The 17102-nt window shown below is 55.5% G+C and carries 10 protein-coding genes, 1 tRNA gene and 1 pseudogene; 11 read left to right on the plus strand and 1 reads right to left on the minus strand.

Going from position 1 to position 17102, the window contains the following annotated elements; genetic code table 11:
- The first annotated feature begins 29 nt into the window (after positions 1 to 29).
- The 9 genes and pseudogenes from TX82_RS01795 to TX82_RS01835 all read left to right on the plus strand — a co-directional run bounded on the left by TX82_RS01795 (position 30) and on the right by TX82_RS01835 (position 11129).
- Positions 30 to 2114 carry a ManB family protein gene (locus tag TX82_RS01795; RefSeq protein ID WP_005006186.1) on the plus strand — a complete coding sequence of 695 codons (2085 nt, stop codon included), beginning with the start codon at positions 30 to 32 and terminating at the stop codon, positions 2112 to 2114.
- Positions 2115 to 2152: 38 nt separating this feature from the next.
- Positions 2153 to 2962: an LbetaH domain-containing protein gene (locus TX82_RS01800; RefSeq protein ID WP_005006188.1), complete on the plus strand. Its 810-nt coding sequence runs from the start codon at positions 2153 to 2155 to the stop codon at positions 2960 to 2962.
- Positions 2963 to 3050: 88 nt separating this feature from the next.
- A pseudogene (locus tag TX82_RS01805) lies at positions 3051 to 4459 on the plus strand (glycoside hydrolase 100 family protein).
- Between the two features lie 66 nt (positions 4460 to 4525).
- Positions 4526 to 4605: transfer RNA gene (locus tag TX82_RS01810), tRNA-Leu, on the plus strand.
- 42 nt (positions 4606 to 4647) lie between these two features.
- A complete protein-coding gene (gene tig / locus TX82_RS01815; RefSeq protein ID WP_005006195.1) occupies positions 4648 to 5976 on the plus strand; it encodes a trigger factor in 1329 nt (442 codons plus the stop codon).
- A gap of 124 nt (positions 5977 to 6100) precedes the next feature.
- Positions 6101 to 6748, plus strand: coding sequence for an ATP-dependent Clp endopeptidase proteolytic subunit ClpP (clpP, locus tag TX82_RS01820; RefSeq protein WP_005006197.1), 648 nt, complete (start codon positions 6101 to 6103; stop codon positions 6746 to 6748).
- Positions 6749 to 6807: 59 nt separating this feature from the next.
- Positions 6808 to 8055: an ATP-dependent Clp protease ATP-binding subunit ClpX gene (gene clpX / locus TX82_RS01825; RefSeq protein ID WP_005006207.1), complete on the plus strand. Its 1248-nt coding sequence runs from the start codon at positions 6808 to 6810 to the stop codon at positions 8053 to 8055.
- A 5-nt stretch (positions 8056 to 8060) separates the two neighbouring features.
- A complete protein-coding gene (gene lon, locus TX82_RS01830) occupies positions 8061 to 10502 on the plus strand; it encodes an endopeptidase La (protein ID WP_005006212.1) in 2442 nt (813 codons plus the stop codon).
- Positions 10503 to 10586: 84 nt separating this feature from the next.
- A complete protein-coding gene (locus tag TX82_RS01835) occupies positions 10587 to 11129 on the plus strand; it encodes an inorganic diphosphatase (RefSeq protein WP_005006215.1) in 543 nt (180 codons plus the stop codon).
- A 55-nt stretch (positions 11130 to 11184) separates the two neighbouring features.
- On the opposite strand, the gene TX82_RS01840 is transcribed toward TX82_RS01835, so the two are convergent.
- Complete coding sequence (locus TX82_RS01840) at positions 11185 to 14406, minus strand: type ISP restriction/modification enzyme (protein WP_005006217.1); 3222 nt, start codon at positions 14404 to 14406, stop codon at positions 11185 to 11187.
- Positions 14407 to 14599: 193 nt separating this feature from the next.
- Here TX82_RS01840 and TX82_RS01845 point away from each other — a divergent pair, with 193 nt between their 5' ends.
- On the plus strand, positions 14600 to 16006 hold the full coding sequence (locus TX82_RS01845) for a tetratricopeptide repeat protein (protein WP_187291890.1): 1407 nt from the start codon (positions 14600 to 14602) through the stop codon (positions 16004 to 16006).
- Between the two features lie 367 nt (positions 16007 to 16373).
- Positions 16374 to 16916, plus strand: a complete 543-nt coding sequence (locus TX82_RS01855) for a hypothetical protein (RefSeq protein WP_005006226.1) — start codon at positions 16374 to 16376, stop codon at positions 16914 to 16916.
- Positions 16917 to 17102 lie beyond the last annotated feature (186 nt).

The following is a 17102-nucleotide window of genomic DNA, read 5'->3' on the forward strand; positions in this document are numbered from 1 at the left end:
CATTCCTTTTGTGTTAGAATTGCGCGGTTTTGAACACCCGCACTCTGACCATGCCCAAGCCATCCACCACAACCCACAACACGTTCCGCATACAAGGCACCGATGGCATTCGCCGCGAGGTGATGCTGTCCTCGCACCCTTCCATGAAGGAACTCACCCCGCAGGAGGCGTTTCTTAAAAAGGGCGTCATCACCGACCTGTTCATGGAACAGTACGCCTACGCCCACGTGCAGACGGTACTGAAAGAACGGTCGTCCCCCACACGCCCGGTATTCGCGGTGGCGTGGGACCCGCGCGACATCGAGGGCAAGTTCAACGAGGCGGTGGTGCGCGGCATTCGGAAGGCCGGGGCCGACGCGCACGTGCTGGGCATCGCACCCACGCCGCTGGCGCCGCTCTACGTCCAATTTGCGAATGCCGACGGCGGCTTCATGGTCACTGCGTCGCACAACCCGAAAGACCAGAACGGAATCAAGATATTCCTCGCGCACCGCGGCATGAAACTCCTGCCGGAAAACGACGTCGCCCTGACGCGCGCCCTGATGGACACCCCCTCGCTCGTAAACAAACCATTGAAGGGAAAACGCATCGACCGGCATGATGCGGCGACCAACCTGTTTCTGCGCTTTTCCCTCGATCCGGAAAACAGCTGGGTGGACGATCCGGCACGTTTTAAAAACATCACGCTGGTGGTCGACCCGGCGTGCGGCGCGTTGACGGGAATCGCCGCCGCCGTGTTTCGCCGCGCCGGATTCGGCAAGGTCATCGAAGTCAACACGCACATGGACGGCCATGTGAACGTGAACAGCGGGGTCGCCGACCTGGAAGGGCACCGCACGATCTCCCCGCAAGCCATTGCAGCGCGAAGTGGTGCGTTCCGCAAGCACAGGGCGGTGGTCAAGCTGTTCCAACTGGGACGCAAACACAGGACGGAAATTCAAAACGGGAAACGGCGCGTGACGGCCGCCGTGTTCGACGCCGACGGCGACCGCTTCTACCGGCTCGACTACGACCCGTTCCACGACCAACTCACCGTGTCGAGCGGCGACGAAACGGCGTATTTGCAGGCGGCGTACCTCCTGGCGAAGCACCCGGACCGTTACCGGAACGCCGCGTACATCCACACTGTCGAAAGCGACCTGAACACCGGAATCGCCGCCGGGAAGCTGGGACTCAAACGCCAGCTCTCCGCCGTCGGCGACAAATGGATCCTGTACCGCATCGCCATGATGGCCGCCCACACCCGCATCCAATCCTTGCCGGCCAAACAAAAAGCGCCGCTCCAAAAGAAACTGAAAGCCCTGCAGGCGGACGGACGTTTCGACGTGGCCCAGTTCGAAGCGCTGGAAAAGGAAATCGATCGGGTGTCGAGCGGCACGCCGTCCGACATTTCCCTGCCCTTCGCGGTGGGGAGCGAGGAGACGGGGCACAACATCACCCTCGGCTGGCTCGACACACAGGTCGGAGGGCGCGTGCCCGTGTTCTGCGGCAACGGACTCAAAAGCGCGCTCAACACCTTCGCCGCCACCGAATCGCTCATGCAAAACAAACCGGCAAAGCGGTATTACTCCGTGCTCGCCAAACCGTTTGCGCCCGGCTTCAAGGCAACGCTCTATTCCTATTATGTGCGGCAGCCGGGATTTCATCACAATTCACCCGTTTGGAAACAGGTGCTGGCGGCGATCCGCAAACAGGCCAAGCAGCTGGGCTTCACCTGCAAGACGGTTCATTTCGAAGAGGACCCCGACATGCTGTACGTGGCGATGACCTCTGCGGACGGACGGGAAGCGGCGGTGTTCGTGCGCAATTCGGGCACGGAGAACAAGATCGGCGTCAACCTGCGCGGCGCGAAGCCAAGTGCGAAAGCGCTGAACACCGTAGGCGAGGCGACCCTGCGCCTGCTCATGCAGTCGCTCAAAGACAGCGTGCATCCGCTGTACGCCGTGGAACAGGACCTCCTGCAACGCATGGTGACAAAACCGTTGGCCGCACCCAAAGCAAACGAAGACAGCGTCCAGCGCGTGCTCCGCGAGATGGGCAAGCAGGGCCTCACCCGCCTCACCCCCAAAGGATTCGTTTTAACGCCACGGGGGAAATGGTATATTGAGGGCTGACTGTTTCAGCACACCCATCCGTAAGGCGGGCCCCCTCCATGCGCGACCTCAATTCATTTTTCGAGCACCTCAATGAATTCGAACACAAGGCGCTGTTCGACGGCATCGACCGCGTGTGGGAACCGCTGACGAGGCTCAAGGCATCGATCCAGAACATCCTCGACCGCCTGCCCGACTCCGTTCATTGCATGCAGGGACTGGAGGGAATGCAGTTACTGCCGGAAAAATCCCTCAGCCGTTTCCCCGAACCGGCCCTGCTGGTGGAGCGCTGGATCGAATTCCAGGAACCCACGTACATCCAGCCGGCTCAAGTGTATTTCGGCGCGGGTACGGTGGTGGAACCGACGGCCATCATCAAGGGCCCGACCATCATCGGCAATCACTGCGAAGTGCGGCAGGGCGCGTACCTGCGCGGCACCCTGCTTGCGGGCGATCACTGCGTGCTGGGCCACAACACGGAGATCAAGAACTCCATCCTCATGAACCACACCGAAGCCGGGCACTTCAATTACATCGGCGACAGCATCGTCGGCAGTTACGTGAACCTCGGCGCGGGATCGAAGCTCGCCAACCTGCGGTTCCGTTCGCCGCAGGACAAAATCGACGTCGCTTTTCCCCCGATGACGCTGGAGTTCGACGGCGAAGTCATCGAACCCGGCATGTCCAAGCTGGGCGGAATCATCGGCGACCACGTAGAGATCGGGTGCAACGCGGTGCTGTGTCCGGGGGTCCTGCTGGGCAAGCAGACCTGGGTGTATCCCAACATGACCGTGTCGCAAGGGTACTACCCGCCGGACAGCCTGCTGGCCTCGCGTGAGAACAAAGGCAAAACCCGCAAGTCCACCTGATCCCCCACACCCTCTGCCTGCCCGTTGCGGCACCAATGTATATGAAAGGCTTTCCTTCACAGGTTGACTGCCTATACACTGATTCTGTCTGAACCAACTTGCACGAAGGCCCATGAACCTCTCTCCCATGGAAGAAGCGCGGCAATTGCTGGAAGCCGCGATCATTCACCACAAGGGCCGTCCCGTGGGCACCGCCGCGGCACGCGATCCCAACCTCGCCTCGCCCAATTACGCCGACTGCTTCATCCGCGATTTTTTCCGGCGGCGCTGGTGTTTTTGAACGAAGACAAACCGGACATCGTCAAAAACTTTCTGGAGACGGTGCTGGAGCTTCGCAACCAGCAGAAACAGGTGAGCGGTCACCAGATTCATCCCGGCGTCATGCCCGCCAGCTTCCATATTGAGCAAACCGACGACGGGGCGGAAGTGCTGGCCGCGGACTTTGGCGACCGTGCCATCGGCCGCGTCGCGCCGGTGGACTCCATGATGTGGTGGGTGCTGTTGCTGGGCGCCTACGTGAAGAAGACCGGTGACCACGAACTGGCTCACACGGACCGCTTTCAGAACGGCATGCGGTTGTCGCTGGAACTGTTTCTGCGCGACACATTTGAAGTGTTCCCGACGCTCCTTGTCCCCGACGGCAGTTTCATGATCGACCGCCGGATGGGGGTGTACGGTCACCCGCTGGAAGTGCAGGCGTTGTTTTTCGGGCTGCTCCAGACCGTCCTCGACCTGCTTCCCGACAACGACGACACCTGCCGCAAACTACGTGGCATGGCGGAGGAACGCATCAAGGTCCTGCGGACCTACGTGCGCATTTTTTACTGGCTGGACATCGAACGGCTGAGCGAAATCCACCGCTTCAAGACCGAGGAGTTCGGCACCGGCAGTGTCAACATGCTGAACATCTACCCGGAATCCATTCCCGACTGGCTGAGCAACTGGATTCCGCAAAAAGGCGGCTACCTGGTGGGCAACCTGGGACCGGGCCGCATGGATTTCCGTTTTTTCGCGCAGGGGAACCTGCTGGCCATCCTGTTCGGCCTGGCCACGCCGGAGCAGTCGCAGAGCATCCTGAACCTGTACACCGAGCACTGGGACGACCTCATCGGCGCCATGCCCATCAAAATCTGCTTTCCGGCGCTGGAGGGCGTGCGCTGGCAGATGCTGACCGGAAGCGACGCCAAAAACGCCGCGTGGTCGTACCACAACGGCGGCAACTGGCCGGTGCTCCTGTGGCCTTTCGTGGCGGCGGCGTTGAAATCCGGTCGCGACGACCTCGCGGAAACGGCCTTCGAGCAGGCCTGCAACCGACTGCCGAAGGACCGCTGGCCGGAGTATTACGACGGCCATATGGGGCGGCTCATCGGCCGGCGCGCCAACCTGTACCAGACCTGGTCCGCCACCGGCCTGCTCCTCGCCAACCAGCTTCTGGAGGAGAAAAAAGGGCTGGAACTGTTCCCCGCCAGCCCGGAATCCGGCACCGGAGAAGACTGATCGGAGGCCCCGCCCCCTTCGTTGACAGTCTCCGGAAAAGGTGGTCTAATTTTCCTTTTGAATTTTGCGAGGGTGGCGGAACTGGTAGACGCGCTGGATTTAGGATCCAGTGGGCAACCGTGGGGGTTCGACTCCCCCCTCTCGCATGCCCGGAACCTTTATCCATTCACCCGGAAACGAACCGAATCATGAAATGTGAAGTTGAAGAGATCGACAAGTGCAACCGGAAGCTCAAAATCGAGATTCCGCTCGGCGACTACCAGTCCCAGGTCAGTGCCTACTACAAGAAACTGAGCCACCAGGTCAAAATGCCCGGCTTCCGCCCCGGCAAAATCCCGCAGTCCATCATGGAAAAGCGCTTCGGCCCGGAGGTCAAACAGGAAGTGCTGACATTGATGGTCTCCGAGAGCATCAACCAGGGCATCCAGGACAACCACCTGCACGCCATCGGCGAGCCCAGCATCGTGGAAATCCACGCCGAGGAAGGGACGGACATCACCGTCACCGCCAACGTGGAGGTGCTGCCGGAATTCTCCGCGCCGGACATCAGCAAGCTGGAAGTGCCGCTCAAGGTGCCGAAGGTCAGCGACGAACAGGTGGAGCAGACGCTGGAGTCCTACCGCGAGCAGAAGGCGGTGAACGAAACGGTCACCGACCGCGGCATCGAAAAGGACGACCTCATCAAGATCGATTTCGAAAGCACCTGCGACGGCAAGCCCTACGAGAACAGCAAGGCTGAAGATTACGTCGTGCAGGTGGGCGGCCACCTGATCGGCGGCTTCGACGACAAGGTTCTGGGCATGCAGATCGGCGAGACGCGCTCGTTTTCGCTCACCCTGCCGGACGACCATCCCAACAAGGAAGTGGCGGGGAAGGAAGTGGACTTCACGGTGACGCTCAAAGGCATTCAGGTGAAGAAACTGCCGGAACTGGACGATGCCTTTGCGCAGACGGTGGACCCCGACAAGAAGTACGAGAACCTGGACGCGTTGAAAGCGGGCATCCGCGCCGAGCTGGAGGAGCACCACCGCAAGCAGGCGCGGGTGGAGGCGCAGAAAACCCTCGCCGACAAGCTGGCCGACGTCAACCCGATCGACGTGCCGGAAAAACTGGTGCAGGAACAGATCAAGTTCATGGTCAACAAGGAGAAACAGCAGGACGCCGCAGGTGTGGTGCACGAACACCAGACCGACCACGTGGCGTTGACCGAGGAGGACCAGAAAAAACACCGCGAGCAGGCGGTGAAACTGCTCCAGCAGGAACTGGTCATCAACAAGTTCTCGGACGAGCTGGCCATCGAGGTCAGCGAGCCGGAACTCGACCGGGAACTGCAAGTATTCATGTCCCTTTTGCAGATCAAGGACCTGAAGAAAATGAAGCAGGAATGGGCCCAATCCGGCGCATTACTGCGGCTCCACAACCGGATGCGCCGGGACCGGACCCTGGAGAAGCTGCTCGACCAGGTTCAACTGCAGGAAGAAATGGTTGACAGCGCCGACCTTAAAAAAGATAATTAATTGTAATGATTACCCTTTCAGTTTCCCCCTGCTCCGGCAAGATTCGTTTGCATCTGGCAGGAAATTCCGTCATAAACACGCCTGTTTGCGTCACCACCCATATAGAAAGTGAATTCGTGTGCCTATGAGACAAGACATCTACAACCAGATCACCAACCAGTTGGTCCCCATCGTGGTCGAACAGACCAGCCGCGGAGAAAGATCGTATGACATCTATTCCCGCCTGCTGAAAGATCGTATTATATTTATAGGGCAGCAGATTGAAGACCACATGGCCAACCTGATCATCGCGCAGCTTTTGTTTCTGGAATCGGACGAGCCGGACCAGGACATTTATCTATACATCAACAGCCCCGGCGGGCATGTGTCCTCCGGCCTGGCCATTTACGACACCATGCAGTACATCAAGCCGGACGTGCAGACCATCTGCATCGGTCAGGCGGCCAGCATGGGCGCGTTGCTGTTGACGGCAGGCACCAAAGGCAAACGCTTCGCCCTGCCCAACTCGCGGGTCATGATCCATCAGCCATCCGGCGGGTTCCAGGGACAGAGCACGGACATCCAGATTCACGCGGAAGAGATTCTCAAGGTGCGCGACACGCTGGACGACATTCTCGCCAAGCATTCCGGCCAGCCGAAGGACGTGATCCGGCGCGATACGGAACGCGACCATTTCATGACCGGCGAGCAGGCCAAGGAATACGGGCTGATCGACAATGTCATCACCAGCCGTACCGAATCGAAGGACCTGTCCAAGGGAATCGATGATTAAATTGCCGGATCAAAAGAACCGCAAGGTTCTTCCAATAGCGGACGCACTCGGAGGCACTCATGGCTAAGAAAACTTCCAACTCGGGTAACTACCGTTGTTCTTTTTGTGGTAAGAGCCAGGAAGAAGTTAAAAAACTGATAGCAGGCCCTACGGTTTACATCTGCGACGAGTGCATCGAGCTGTGCAACGAAATCATGGTCGAGGAGTGGGCGCAGGAAAAGACCGAAGATTTCAAGCACCTGCTCAAGCCGAAGGACATTTTCACCCACCTGGACCAGTACATCATCGGCCAGGAACGCTGCAAGAAGATTTTGTCCGTTGCCGTGCACAACCACTTCAAGCGGGTCGATGCGGGCATCGACATGGAGGACGTGGAGCTGCAGAAGAGCAACGTCCTGCTCATCGGCCCCACGGGGTCCGGCAAAACGCTGATGGCGCAGACGCTGGCCCGCATTCTCGACGTGCCGTTCACCATCGTGGACGCGACCACGCTGACGGAAGCGGGCTACGTCGGTGAAGACGTGGAAAACATCATCCTGAAGCTGCTGCAGGCGGCGGATTACGATGTGGAGAAGGCCGAGCGCGGCATCATCTACATTGACGAGGTGGACAAGATCAGCCGCAAGTCCGAGAACCCGTCGATCACGCGTGACGTCTCCGGCGAGGGCGTGCAGCAGGCCCTTTTGAAAATCATCGAAGGCACTCACGCCAGCGTTCCGCCACAGGGCGGACGCAAGCATCCGCACCAGGAGTTCCTCCAGGTCAACACCACCAACATTTTGTTCATCTGCGGCGGCGCGTTCGTCGGCCTGGACAAGATCATCCGCAACCGCATCGGCAAGAAGACGATGGGCTTCGGTCAGGAACTGGTCAGCAAGGAAAACCACGACATGACCGAAATCCTGGAAAAGGTACAACCGGAGGACCTGCTGAAATACGGATTGATCCCGGAATTCGTCGGCCGCCTGTCCATCACCGCCACATTGAGCGAACTGGATGTGGACGGGCTGGTGCAGGTACTGACCGAACCCAAGAACGCCCTCATCAAGCAGTACAAGAAACTGTTCGAGTTCGAAAACGTCAAGCTGAAGTTCACCGACGGCGCCATCCGCGCCGTCGCCGAGAAGGCCTACCGCATCAAAACCGGGGCGCGCGGCCTGCGTTCCATCCTCGAAGAAGTCATGCTCGAAATCATGTTCGACCTGCCGTCCCGTGAGGACGTGGAAGAAGTCGTCATCAACGAGGAAGTCATTTCCCATCTGGAAAAACCGTTGATGGTGTACCAGAATCAGAAACAGGCCAGTTGACCTCTATGACATCCGAACGAACCATTCTTCCGCTGGTCCCCCTGCGGGACATTGTGGTGTTTCCTTTCATGGTCATCCCGCTTTTCGTGGGACGGGACAAGTCTGTCCTGGCGCTGGAAAAAGCGATGGCCGACCAGAAGAACATCTTTCTCGCTACCCAGAGAAACGCCAACCACAACGACCCCGGTCCCGCTGACATCTTTGAAACGGGAACGCTGGCAAACATCCTGCAGATTCTGAAACTCACCGATGGCACCATGAAGGTGCTTGTGGAAGGCGTCCAACGCGGACGCATCATCAGTTTCCAGGACAACCCGAACTATCACGAGGTCGAGATTGTCCGCATCGAGGAGAACATCCAGGTTGTCCCGGACGTCAAGGCGCTGATGCGGAGCATCGAAAACCTGTTCGAGCAGTACGTCAAACTCAACCAGAAGATTCCGCTGGAAGCCATCTCCGCCATTGCCAATATCGCGGAACCACACCGTTTCGCCGACACCATCGCTTCCTACATGGTGTTCCAGACGAGCGAGAAGCAGGAACTGCTCGACACTTACAGCCCCGTGGATCGCCTCAACAAACTGATTTCCTCTCTGAAGTCGGAAATGGAAATCCTCAAAATCGAAAAGCGCGTTCACGGCCGAGTGCGCAAGCAGATGGAGCGCTCGCAGAAAGAGTTTTACCTGAACGAGCAGATGAAGGCCATCCAGAAAGAGCTGGGCAAACGCGATGAGTTCAAGTCCGACATCGACGAGTTGACGCAGAAAATCAAGAAAGCCAAGATGCCCAAGGATGTCCAGGAAAAAGCCATGAAGGAAGTCCGGCGGCTCGAGATCATGCAACCGATGTCGGCCGAGGCCACGGTGGTGCGCAACTACATCGACTGGCTGGTGGACATCCCCTGGCAAAAGGGGAAGAACTCGGACAAGATCAACATCAAGGAAGCGCAGAAGATCCTGGATGGCGACCACTACGGTCTCGAAAAAGTGAAGGAACGGATCGTCGAACATTTGGCGGTGATGAAGCTGGTGAAAAAAATCAAGGGCCCCATCCTGTGCCTCGTCGGCCCACCGGGCGTCGGCAAAACCTCGCTCGGCAAGTCCGTCGCCCGCGCCACGGGGCGCGAGTTCGTACGCGTGTCGCTCGGCGGGGTGCGAGACGAAGCGGAGATCCGCGGCCACCGGAAAACCTACATCGGCTCGCTTCCGGGAAAGATCATCCAGTCCATGAAAAAGGCCGGTACCACCAACCCCGTGTTCCTGCTGGACGAGGTCGACAAGATGAGCATGGACTTCCGCGGCGATCCGTCCTCCGCCCTGCTGGAAGTGCTCGATCCGGAACAGAACGTGAGCTTCAACGATCATTACCTGGAAATTGACTACGACCTGTCGCAGGTTCTGTTCATCTGCACCGCCAACGTGTTGCATGCCATTCCGCAACCGTTGCAGGACCGCATGGAGATCATCCGCATTCCCGGCTACACGGAACAGGAAAAGCTGGCCATCGCCCAGAATTTCCTGATCCCCAAAAAGCTGAAAGAGCACGGGCTGACGAAAAAGCAGTTGACCATCAGCGAATTGTCGCTGACTAAACTCATCCAGGAGTACACCCGCGAGGCGGGCGTACGCAGCCTGGAACGGGAAATCGGTTCCCTTTGCCGCAAGACCGCAATGAAGGTCGTGGAGGAGGGAAAGAAAACGGTAATCGATGTCAAGCCGCAGACCCTCTCCAAACTGCTCGGCGTGCCCAAGTACCCCGGTGATCGCGAACGCGACAAGGCGGAAATCGGCGTCGCCACGGGCCTGGCGTGGACGGAGTTCGGCGGCGAGATGCTGAACATCGAGGTCTCCGTCACCCCCGGCAAGGGCTTGGTGATCAGCACCGGCAAGCTGGGCGACGTGATGAAAGAATCCGTGCAGGCGGCGATGAGTTACGTACGCAAGCGTTCGGATCAGCTCGGGCTCAAATCGAATTTTCACATGGGCGTGGACATCCACGTGCACATCCCGGAAGGCGCCATCCCGAAGGACGGCCCCTCGGCGGGCATCACCATCGCCGTGGCGTTGATCTCCGCCCTCACCGGAAACGTACCGCGAAGCGACATCTGCATGACCGGCGAGATCACGCTGACCGGCAAGGTCCTGCCCATCGGCGGCCTCAAGGAAAAGGCCCTCGCCGCGCACCGGATGAAGATCGAAAACGTCATCATCCCGAAAGACAACGAAAAGGACCTGCCGGACATCCCGGAGATCATCCGCAAAAAACTGAACTTCATTTCCGTGGAAACGATGGACGACGTGCTGGAGCACAGCTTCGAGAAGAAACTCAAGGTCAAGCCCCAGCGCGCCGGGAAGAAGTCCGCGACGAAGAAAAAAGCCGCCAAGCCGAAATCCCGGTCGCGCAAGACGCCGGCCCGGAAATCGCCCACCACGGCGCATTTGAACTGACCGTAACGGTCGGCCCCGCCGTTCCCGTTACCGTAGCACCCCTTCAACGCTTAGTGCGATTACAGAAAGGAAACCCCCTCAACTATGTTTCATCCGTGGCATGACGTGGAACTGGGCGACGAACTGCCGGACATGTTTCCGGCGATCATCGAAGTGCCCAAAGGCTCCAAGACCAAGTACGAACTCGACAAGAAAACCGGCATGATCAAGGTGGACCGCATCCTGTACAGCTCCGTGCAGTATCCCGCCAACTACGGGTTCATCCCGCGCACGCTGGGCGACGACCACGATCCCCTCGACGTCCTCGTGCTGGGACAGGACCGCGTGTACCCGCTGTCCATCATGCGTGCCAAACCCATCGGCGTGATGGAAATGCTGGACCAGGGCGAGGAAGACGACAAGATCATCGCCGTGCACGTGGACGATCCCGAATACAACCATTACGAGTCGATCGACGAATTGCCGCCGCACCGTATGGAGGAAGTGAAACGGTTCTTTGAGGATTACAAGAAGCTGGAGAAGAAGGAAGTGGTGGTGGAGGATTTCCTCGGACGGGAAGAAGCCGTGCGCATCCTCAACGCCGCCATCGACCTCTACAAGAAGGAAATCGGGAAATATAAAGTTTAGAACAACAATCGTTCAAAAATGGCCAGCCACTTATATTTCTTTTTGGAAGTAAAAATTACTGGATAGGCCAGCCGCCGTGCTGGTCGATCACCTCATCGATTTCGCCCATGATGCGAATGGTTTCGCTGAGGGCGGAGACGACGTGCTTGTAATGCTCAAGCTCGTCGTAGGACAGGGTGCGCTTTTTACGATCTTTCAACCACTTTTCGCACACCTGATACCCCCCTACGTAAAAATTCCACACCTCCGGCGGGATGCCTTCAAAATACTGGGTTTTATTGATCCACACCCGGCCCGGCTCATCCTTGACCGGTTCCGTGTAACTCACCGTCTCAACTTCATTGTTGCCTGAGACGGGGAAATTGACCAACTCAGGTCCATGTGTATTCATCAGGTGCAGGCGACCCACCTCCTCGCCCAGCGTCCTCAGTTCGCGGAACAGTTTTTTATTGGCGGTAAGCGGCACACGCGGGAAATCCCGCTTCAAAAACTCCTCGTATCGCTTACGGTAGGTAGGGGAATGGAAAATGCCGTAGATATAGAAAAAGACGTCTTCCGGGCCAAAAGTTTTTTTCAAATCGCCGGCCCCTTCCAAAACATACTCTAACTTTAAATTAGCTTTATTTTCTTCAATAAAATCGGTAGCGAAATTTGGTGTCTTATAAAAATATCCTTTTTCTTCGCCATCGACTTCTGGCTCCAAAGAACCCTCATAGATATACAAAGGAAAATGAAAACTATTATTCGAGGTTTTTGATGACAACAATATTTTTTCGGATATAAACCTTGTTACGAATACGTGCTCAAAATTTTCCCCCTTAGTCATTCTGCTTGTAAGCAAAGCCAAGTTATCGAAATACATATTTTTCATAACTTTGGGGCGTGGCATACTGTGAAAACCCCTAGAGTTTCCGGTATAACATGTCCATCGAATATCAAAAGGTCTATACAAAACCTCTCTAAAATTACTATCGATCAGGTTTCCGTTTTTTAAATCATTTTGCGCTAAGTTAACTTTCCAATCCCTAGAATCTTTTCTCAAATCAAATCGCTCTCTTGCCTTTTCAATAGAACAGGTTACAAATTCATTTAAGGCTTTTTTTGCTTCCTCATTATTATAGTGAATGGCCAATTCGTCTCTTGATGTCACAATACCAACAGAATGCTCCGGCATTATCTTAGTTATTTCCCAGCCTTTCTCAAATTCTGGCAAAAAAGCGATATTTTGGGAGACAAAATAATAAAAGGGGGATTGTGGATTTAATTCTTCCCAGTTAGTGGTCTCCTGCATATTGGCCCATAGCCAGTGATATTTACCTGACTTTAACTTTTTGTTTTCCTTTTCCCCCTCAAAAAGTTCTCGCTTGCCCCAAAGGTCGGCATGAAACACTTTCGCAGGCTGGCTGGACGTTTGCTTTTTTATAAAAATTCCAATCGCGACACCTTGCTGTATGTCGAATACGTTTTCGTCTTTTGAACCGTCCGGACATTTTTCCTTCTTCTTGGTATTGCCGTGCAGGTCCAGCACATAAATTTCATCAAACGACTGCATCAGGCTTTGCCGCATTCCCCTAAATGTCGGGTTATCAAGATAACTATGGTTGGACACGAAAGCCAAAACTCCAAACCCAGTTTGGTCGATTTTCCATTGGGAAAACCGTATAAATTTCACATAGTCGTCTTGTAATCCCTTAGGGTTTCTTTCTCCTAGCGGATGTCCATCGACCTTATAATAGTCACGAATTAAATCAGATATCCATTTACCCTTATTTTCAGATTCGTAACTATATGGAGGGTTTCCAAGGATTACCATAATGGGTCGTTCATTTTTTATTCTTCCGGCCTCAATGGCTTCTTCAGCTAACCACGTATCCAAAGTATGTTTTAGATACTTTTCTGGTAGCTGAACGGTTTCTTCCAAGGTATTGGTCAAATATACGTTTAATCTTTCATCACTTTTAAAATCGTAACCAAGCTCTTCCAACAAAAGATTTAACTTAAGGTGGGCAACGGAATAAGGAGCCATTAATAGCTCAAACCCAAACAAGCGTGGCAACAGATGCTGGGATACATACCCCGGCCACATACCCTTGTCTTTAGAAAAGGATTGAAAAGTTTGACGAATGACTTCATACAAAAAGGTTCCGGTTCCTGTTGCCGGGTCCAGGATTTGCAGTTTATGACACTCGATTTGTTTGTTTTCATTTTCCTTTGACTCCGGGTCTGAAATTTTTATTTTTCCAGAATCCGCCAGTCCTTTCTTTAAACTAAATTCTTTTTTCAAAATTGAGTCAACACTGCGAACAATATAAGAAACCACAGCTTCCGGCGTGTAATAAACCCCCCGCACCTCACGCAACTTCGGGTCATACGCATGAAGAAAGGTTTCGTAGAAATGGACCACAGGGTCCTCTCGCCGGGATTTCTTCCCAAAGTCAGCAACAATGGAAGCCATGTCACTATTCTTAAGGAGAACAGCCAAATCATCCACCGCCCAAGCAACACCCTCATCCAAATCTTTTCCAGCAATATGATTAAACAATTTACTAAGAAAAGGGTTGGTTTTGGGAAGCTCCCAAGTAGCGGATTTTCGGTCAAAGTTCGTACTTTTGCTGTTGTATCGAGCCGCAAACAACCCATAGCAGATTGTTTGTGCATACATATCTGCAAATTCTTCTTGGGTTAACTCCCTGAGCAAAACCTCCCTAAAAGCTTCTAACTGATGGTGTAATTCTCCTTTGGCTCCTTCTTTGGCCAATACTTTTAAAATACTTTCATGAATGAGGCGCGCGTACCCGGCCATTCGTTCTGCAAGTAATTTAGAGTCACCAATCTGAACGGGAGTGCGATTCAAAAAGTTCTGAATCAACTCCTCCGTCTCCTCACTCCCCTCTTTATCTACTTTGAACTTTTGTTTTTTATCAAACCGGCCCAGACAGCTTTTTTGCCTCAATTCTCCTTCAACGTACCAGTGGTACTCCAAGTAATTGGTCAGTATCAGGTTTTCCAATCCCCCCAGGTATCGTTTCATTTGGTCGGATTTAGCCTCCTTTTCAAGCGACACCCCAATGTCCTTGGCCTCGATGTAACCGATGGTATTGGGGCCGTTGGAGACGCTGAAATCGGGCGCACCACATTCGATCCGCTTTGGCTCGTTGGTCGCAGTGATGCCCTTCTGAAAGGTTTCGATCCAGTCTTTTAAAGCCGGACGGTAGGTGTGCTCCGTGGCGTTTCCGGTTTGGTGGGCTTTTTCAATTTCTTTGAGGTATTCATTCATAAGGCAAGCCGAAATTTTTCGCACTATAGCACAACAATCGCGGATTTTAATTTGGAAAAGCCCTAACATTCAATCGCTTTTGAAATTGCTTTCCCTCTGGTATTTCGGAATAATTGAATTAATCTGAAAGGCAGTATCCGTAATGACCTTATGGAACCGGGAGGGACACGTGCGCGCGGCAACCCGTATTGGAATGACAATCAAAGTATTATGGCCACGGCCGCTGTTCCGTCCCACCGCCGGAAGTGGGCACAGGGCGATATATTGCACTCTGCTCCTCCTTTGCGCCTTGTTCCTCACCGCCTGCGATACCACCCGTTACGCCCGCAAGCAGATCCCCAAGCAACAGATGCAGGCGTACCTCGAAAACAAACCCGAACGGCTCCACAACGTTTACCGCGACGTGCTGGAGGAGGGCCAGCGCAACTTCGTGCTCAACCACATGCGCGCCGGGCTGGGCGCAATGGAACTGGGCCGTGACCGCCTCGCTGCGGAATCGTTCGAGACCACGCTCCTCAGCATCGAGGCCGTTTATGCGGAAAACGAATCGGCGGAACAAGCGCGGAGCGTGTGGTACGAGGAGGGCAAAAAGGACTTCAAGGGCGAGCCGTACGAACGCGCCATGGCCTATTACTACCGCGGCCTCCTGTTCCTGAAGGAAGGCGATTACGAAAACGCGCGCGCCTGTTTCAAAAGCGGCCAGCTGCAGGACGCGCTCGCCGAAAACGAAAAGTACCAGATGGACTTTGCCCTGTTGATCTATCTCGAAGGCTGGGCGTCGCACCTTTTGGGCGACGAACAGCTGGCGAAGGCGGCGTTCGAGGAAGCGCAGAAGATCCGGCCGGACCTCACCCCGCCTGCGCCGGGCGACGATGTGCTGGTGCTGGCGGAAAGCGGCATGTCGCCCATTAAAGTCGCGGCGGGCGAAGGGAATGCCGCGCTCACCTTCAAGCGCGGTTCCGGGTTCCGCGAAAAGAGCGCCAGGTTGTTCGTCAACGGCCGCGCCTATTCACCGCGCATGACCGAAGACATTTTCTGGCAGGCCTCGACGCGCGGCGGCCGCGTGGTGGACGCCATCCTCAAGGACAAGGTCGTCTTCAAGGAAACCCACGAAACCATGGGCAAAGCGCTCACGGAACTGGGCGTGCAGGGCATGCTGTTGTCCGCGCAACATGACAGCAACGAAGGCCTCCTCATCTCCGGCATCGTCACCGCCATCGGCCTGGTCCAGCAGGGCGTCGCCGCCAGCACGCAGACCCGCGCCGACGACCGGTACTGGGAATCGCTCCCCGACAGTGTCCACGTGTTCACCTACGGTAAAGATGCCAACCACCCAAGCCAAACGGTGACGGTGAGTTTTGTCGATCCCGGCGGAAGCACCGTCTCCAACCTGACGTTCGAGGTGGAGGTGCACATGACCCCGCGCGGCCACGGACTCGCCTGGGTGCGCTCGCGCCCGGCCTTCAAAAAACAGGAACTGGCCGACATCGATCCCAACGACGAAGGCGATCCCGAAACGCCTCCAGAATCCATCTCCCCTCCACGCACCCCGCCCCGCGAGACCCACGCCCCGGCAAGGCTACCCTCCCAGCCCAATTGACGCACGCCCTCACCTCTTATCGCTTATCCAATATATATCATTTTTTTTTGACGGCCCTCTGATCTGAAAAATGGGGCCTGTTTCCATTTATCTGATTGTTATCCCAAGCTTTTATTATTGAGGCTTCATTTCAGATAAGAAATAATTCATTCCTTTCACAGTCACACCGTTGATAAAAGCCTTGCGCCCCCGTCTCCCGGCATCTATATTTCTCACACCTATCAGGTTCACGGTGATTTGGTTGTCGTTGCCGATGGGAGGGGCCTGCCGAATGATTTCCGCGCCGACTCGCACCCCCTGTCACTCAGGTTATTTGCCTGAATTGGCATTTGATATACCCATCCATTCTGTTTGAGGAGGCAGAGTCATGAAAAATCCAGTCCCTTCCCGTTCCATTTACAAAAAGTGTTTATTGGTGGTACTGGCGGTCACGCTGGCGGCCTGTGCCGGTCCGCAGATTCCGAAACCGCAGGACATCGTGAACGTGCCGCAACCGCTCATGGACAACACCGGTGAGTTCATGTCGCCATACACGCAGGACGGCGTGCTGGCGCTGTGGGTGGACAAGGCGATCAACGCCCAGCTGGGATCGAAGGTGGGCCAGATGGCAGGCGCCTACGCCGGACAGAAAGCGCTGGAACAGGTGCCGTTTGTCGGCGGTATCCTCGGCGCCCAGGTGGGGGAATACGCCGGCCGCAAGATCGCCATCGAAGCTTCCGGCGGCATGGAATACATCACGGAAACGTCGGATATGTCGTTCAAAAACATCAACGACATGGCGGTGTACCTCTACGCCCGTCACTCCACGCACGAGCACTACCAACAGGCGCTGGAAGCGACGTGGGAGATCTACCCCGACCTGAAAAACAATTACTACCAGGCTCTGGTCAACGCCGGCAGCAAGCGCTGAACCGCCCCGGTTGAAATGATCTGAAAAACGTCTGATTGCGGCGGCCGCGCGCTCCAGGGTTGCATGACACCGTGAGTGCGCGGCCAAAGTTTTTTTGCCCCCCGCCCGGTTATGGGGTACTATTCGATAAGGTGACTTACCCCGCCAACCCACGTTTTTTTCAATCGAAGAAGGATGGATTTCATG

The sequence above is a fragment of the Nitrospina gracilis 3/211 genome, from assembly GCF_000341545.2.
GTDB lineage: Bacteria > Nitrospinota > Nitrospinia > Nitrospinales > Nitrospinaceae > Nitrospina > Nitrospina gracilis.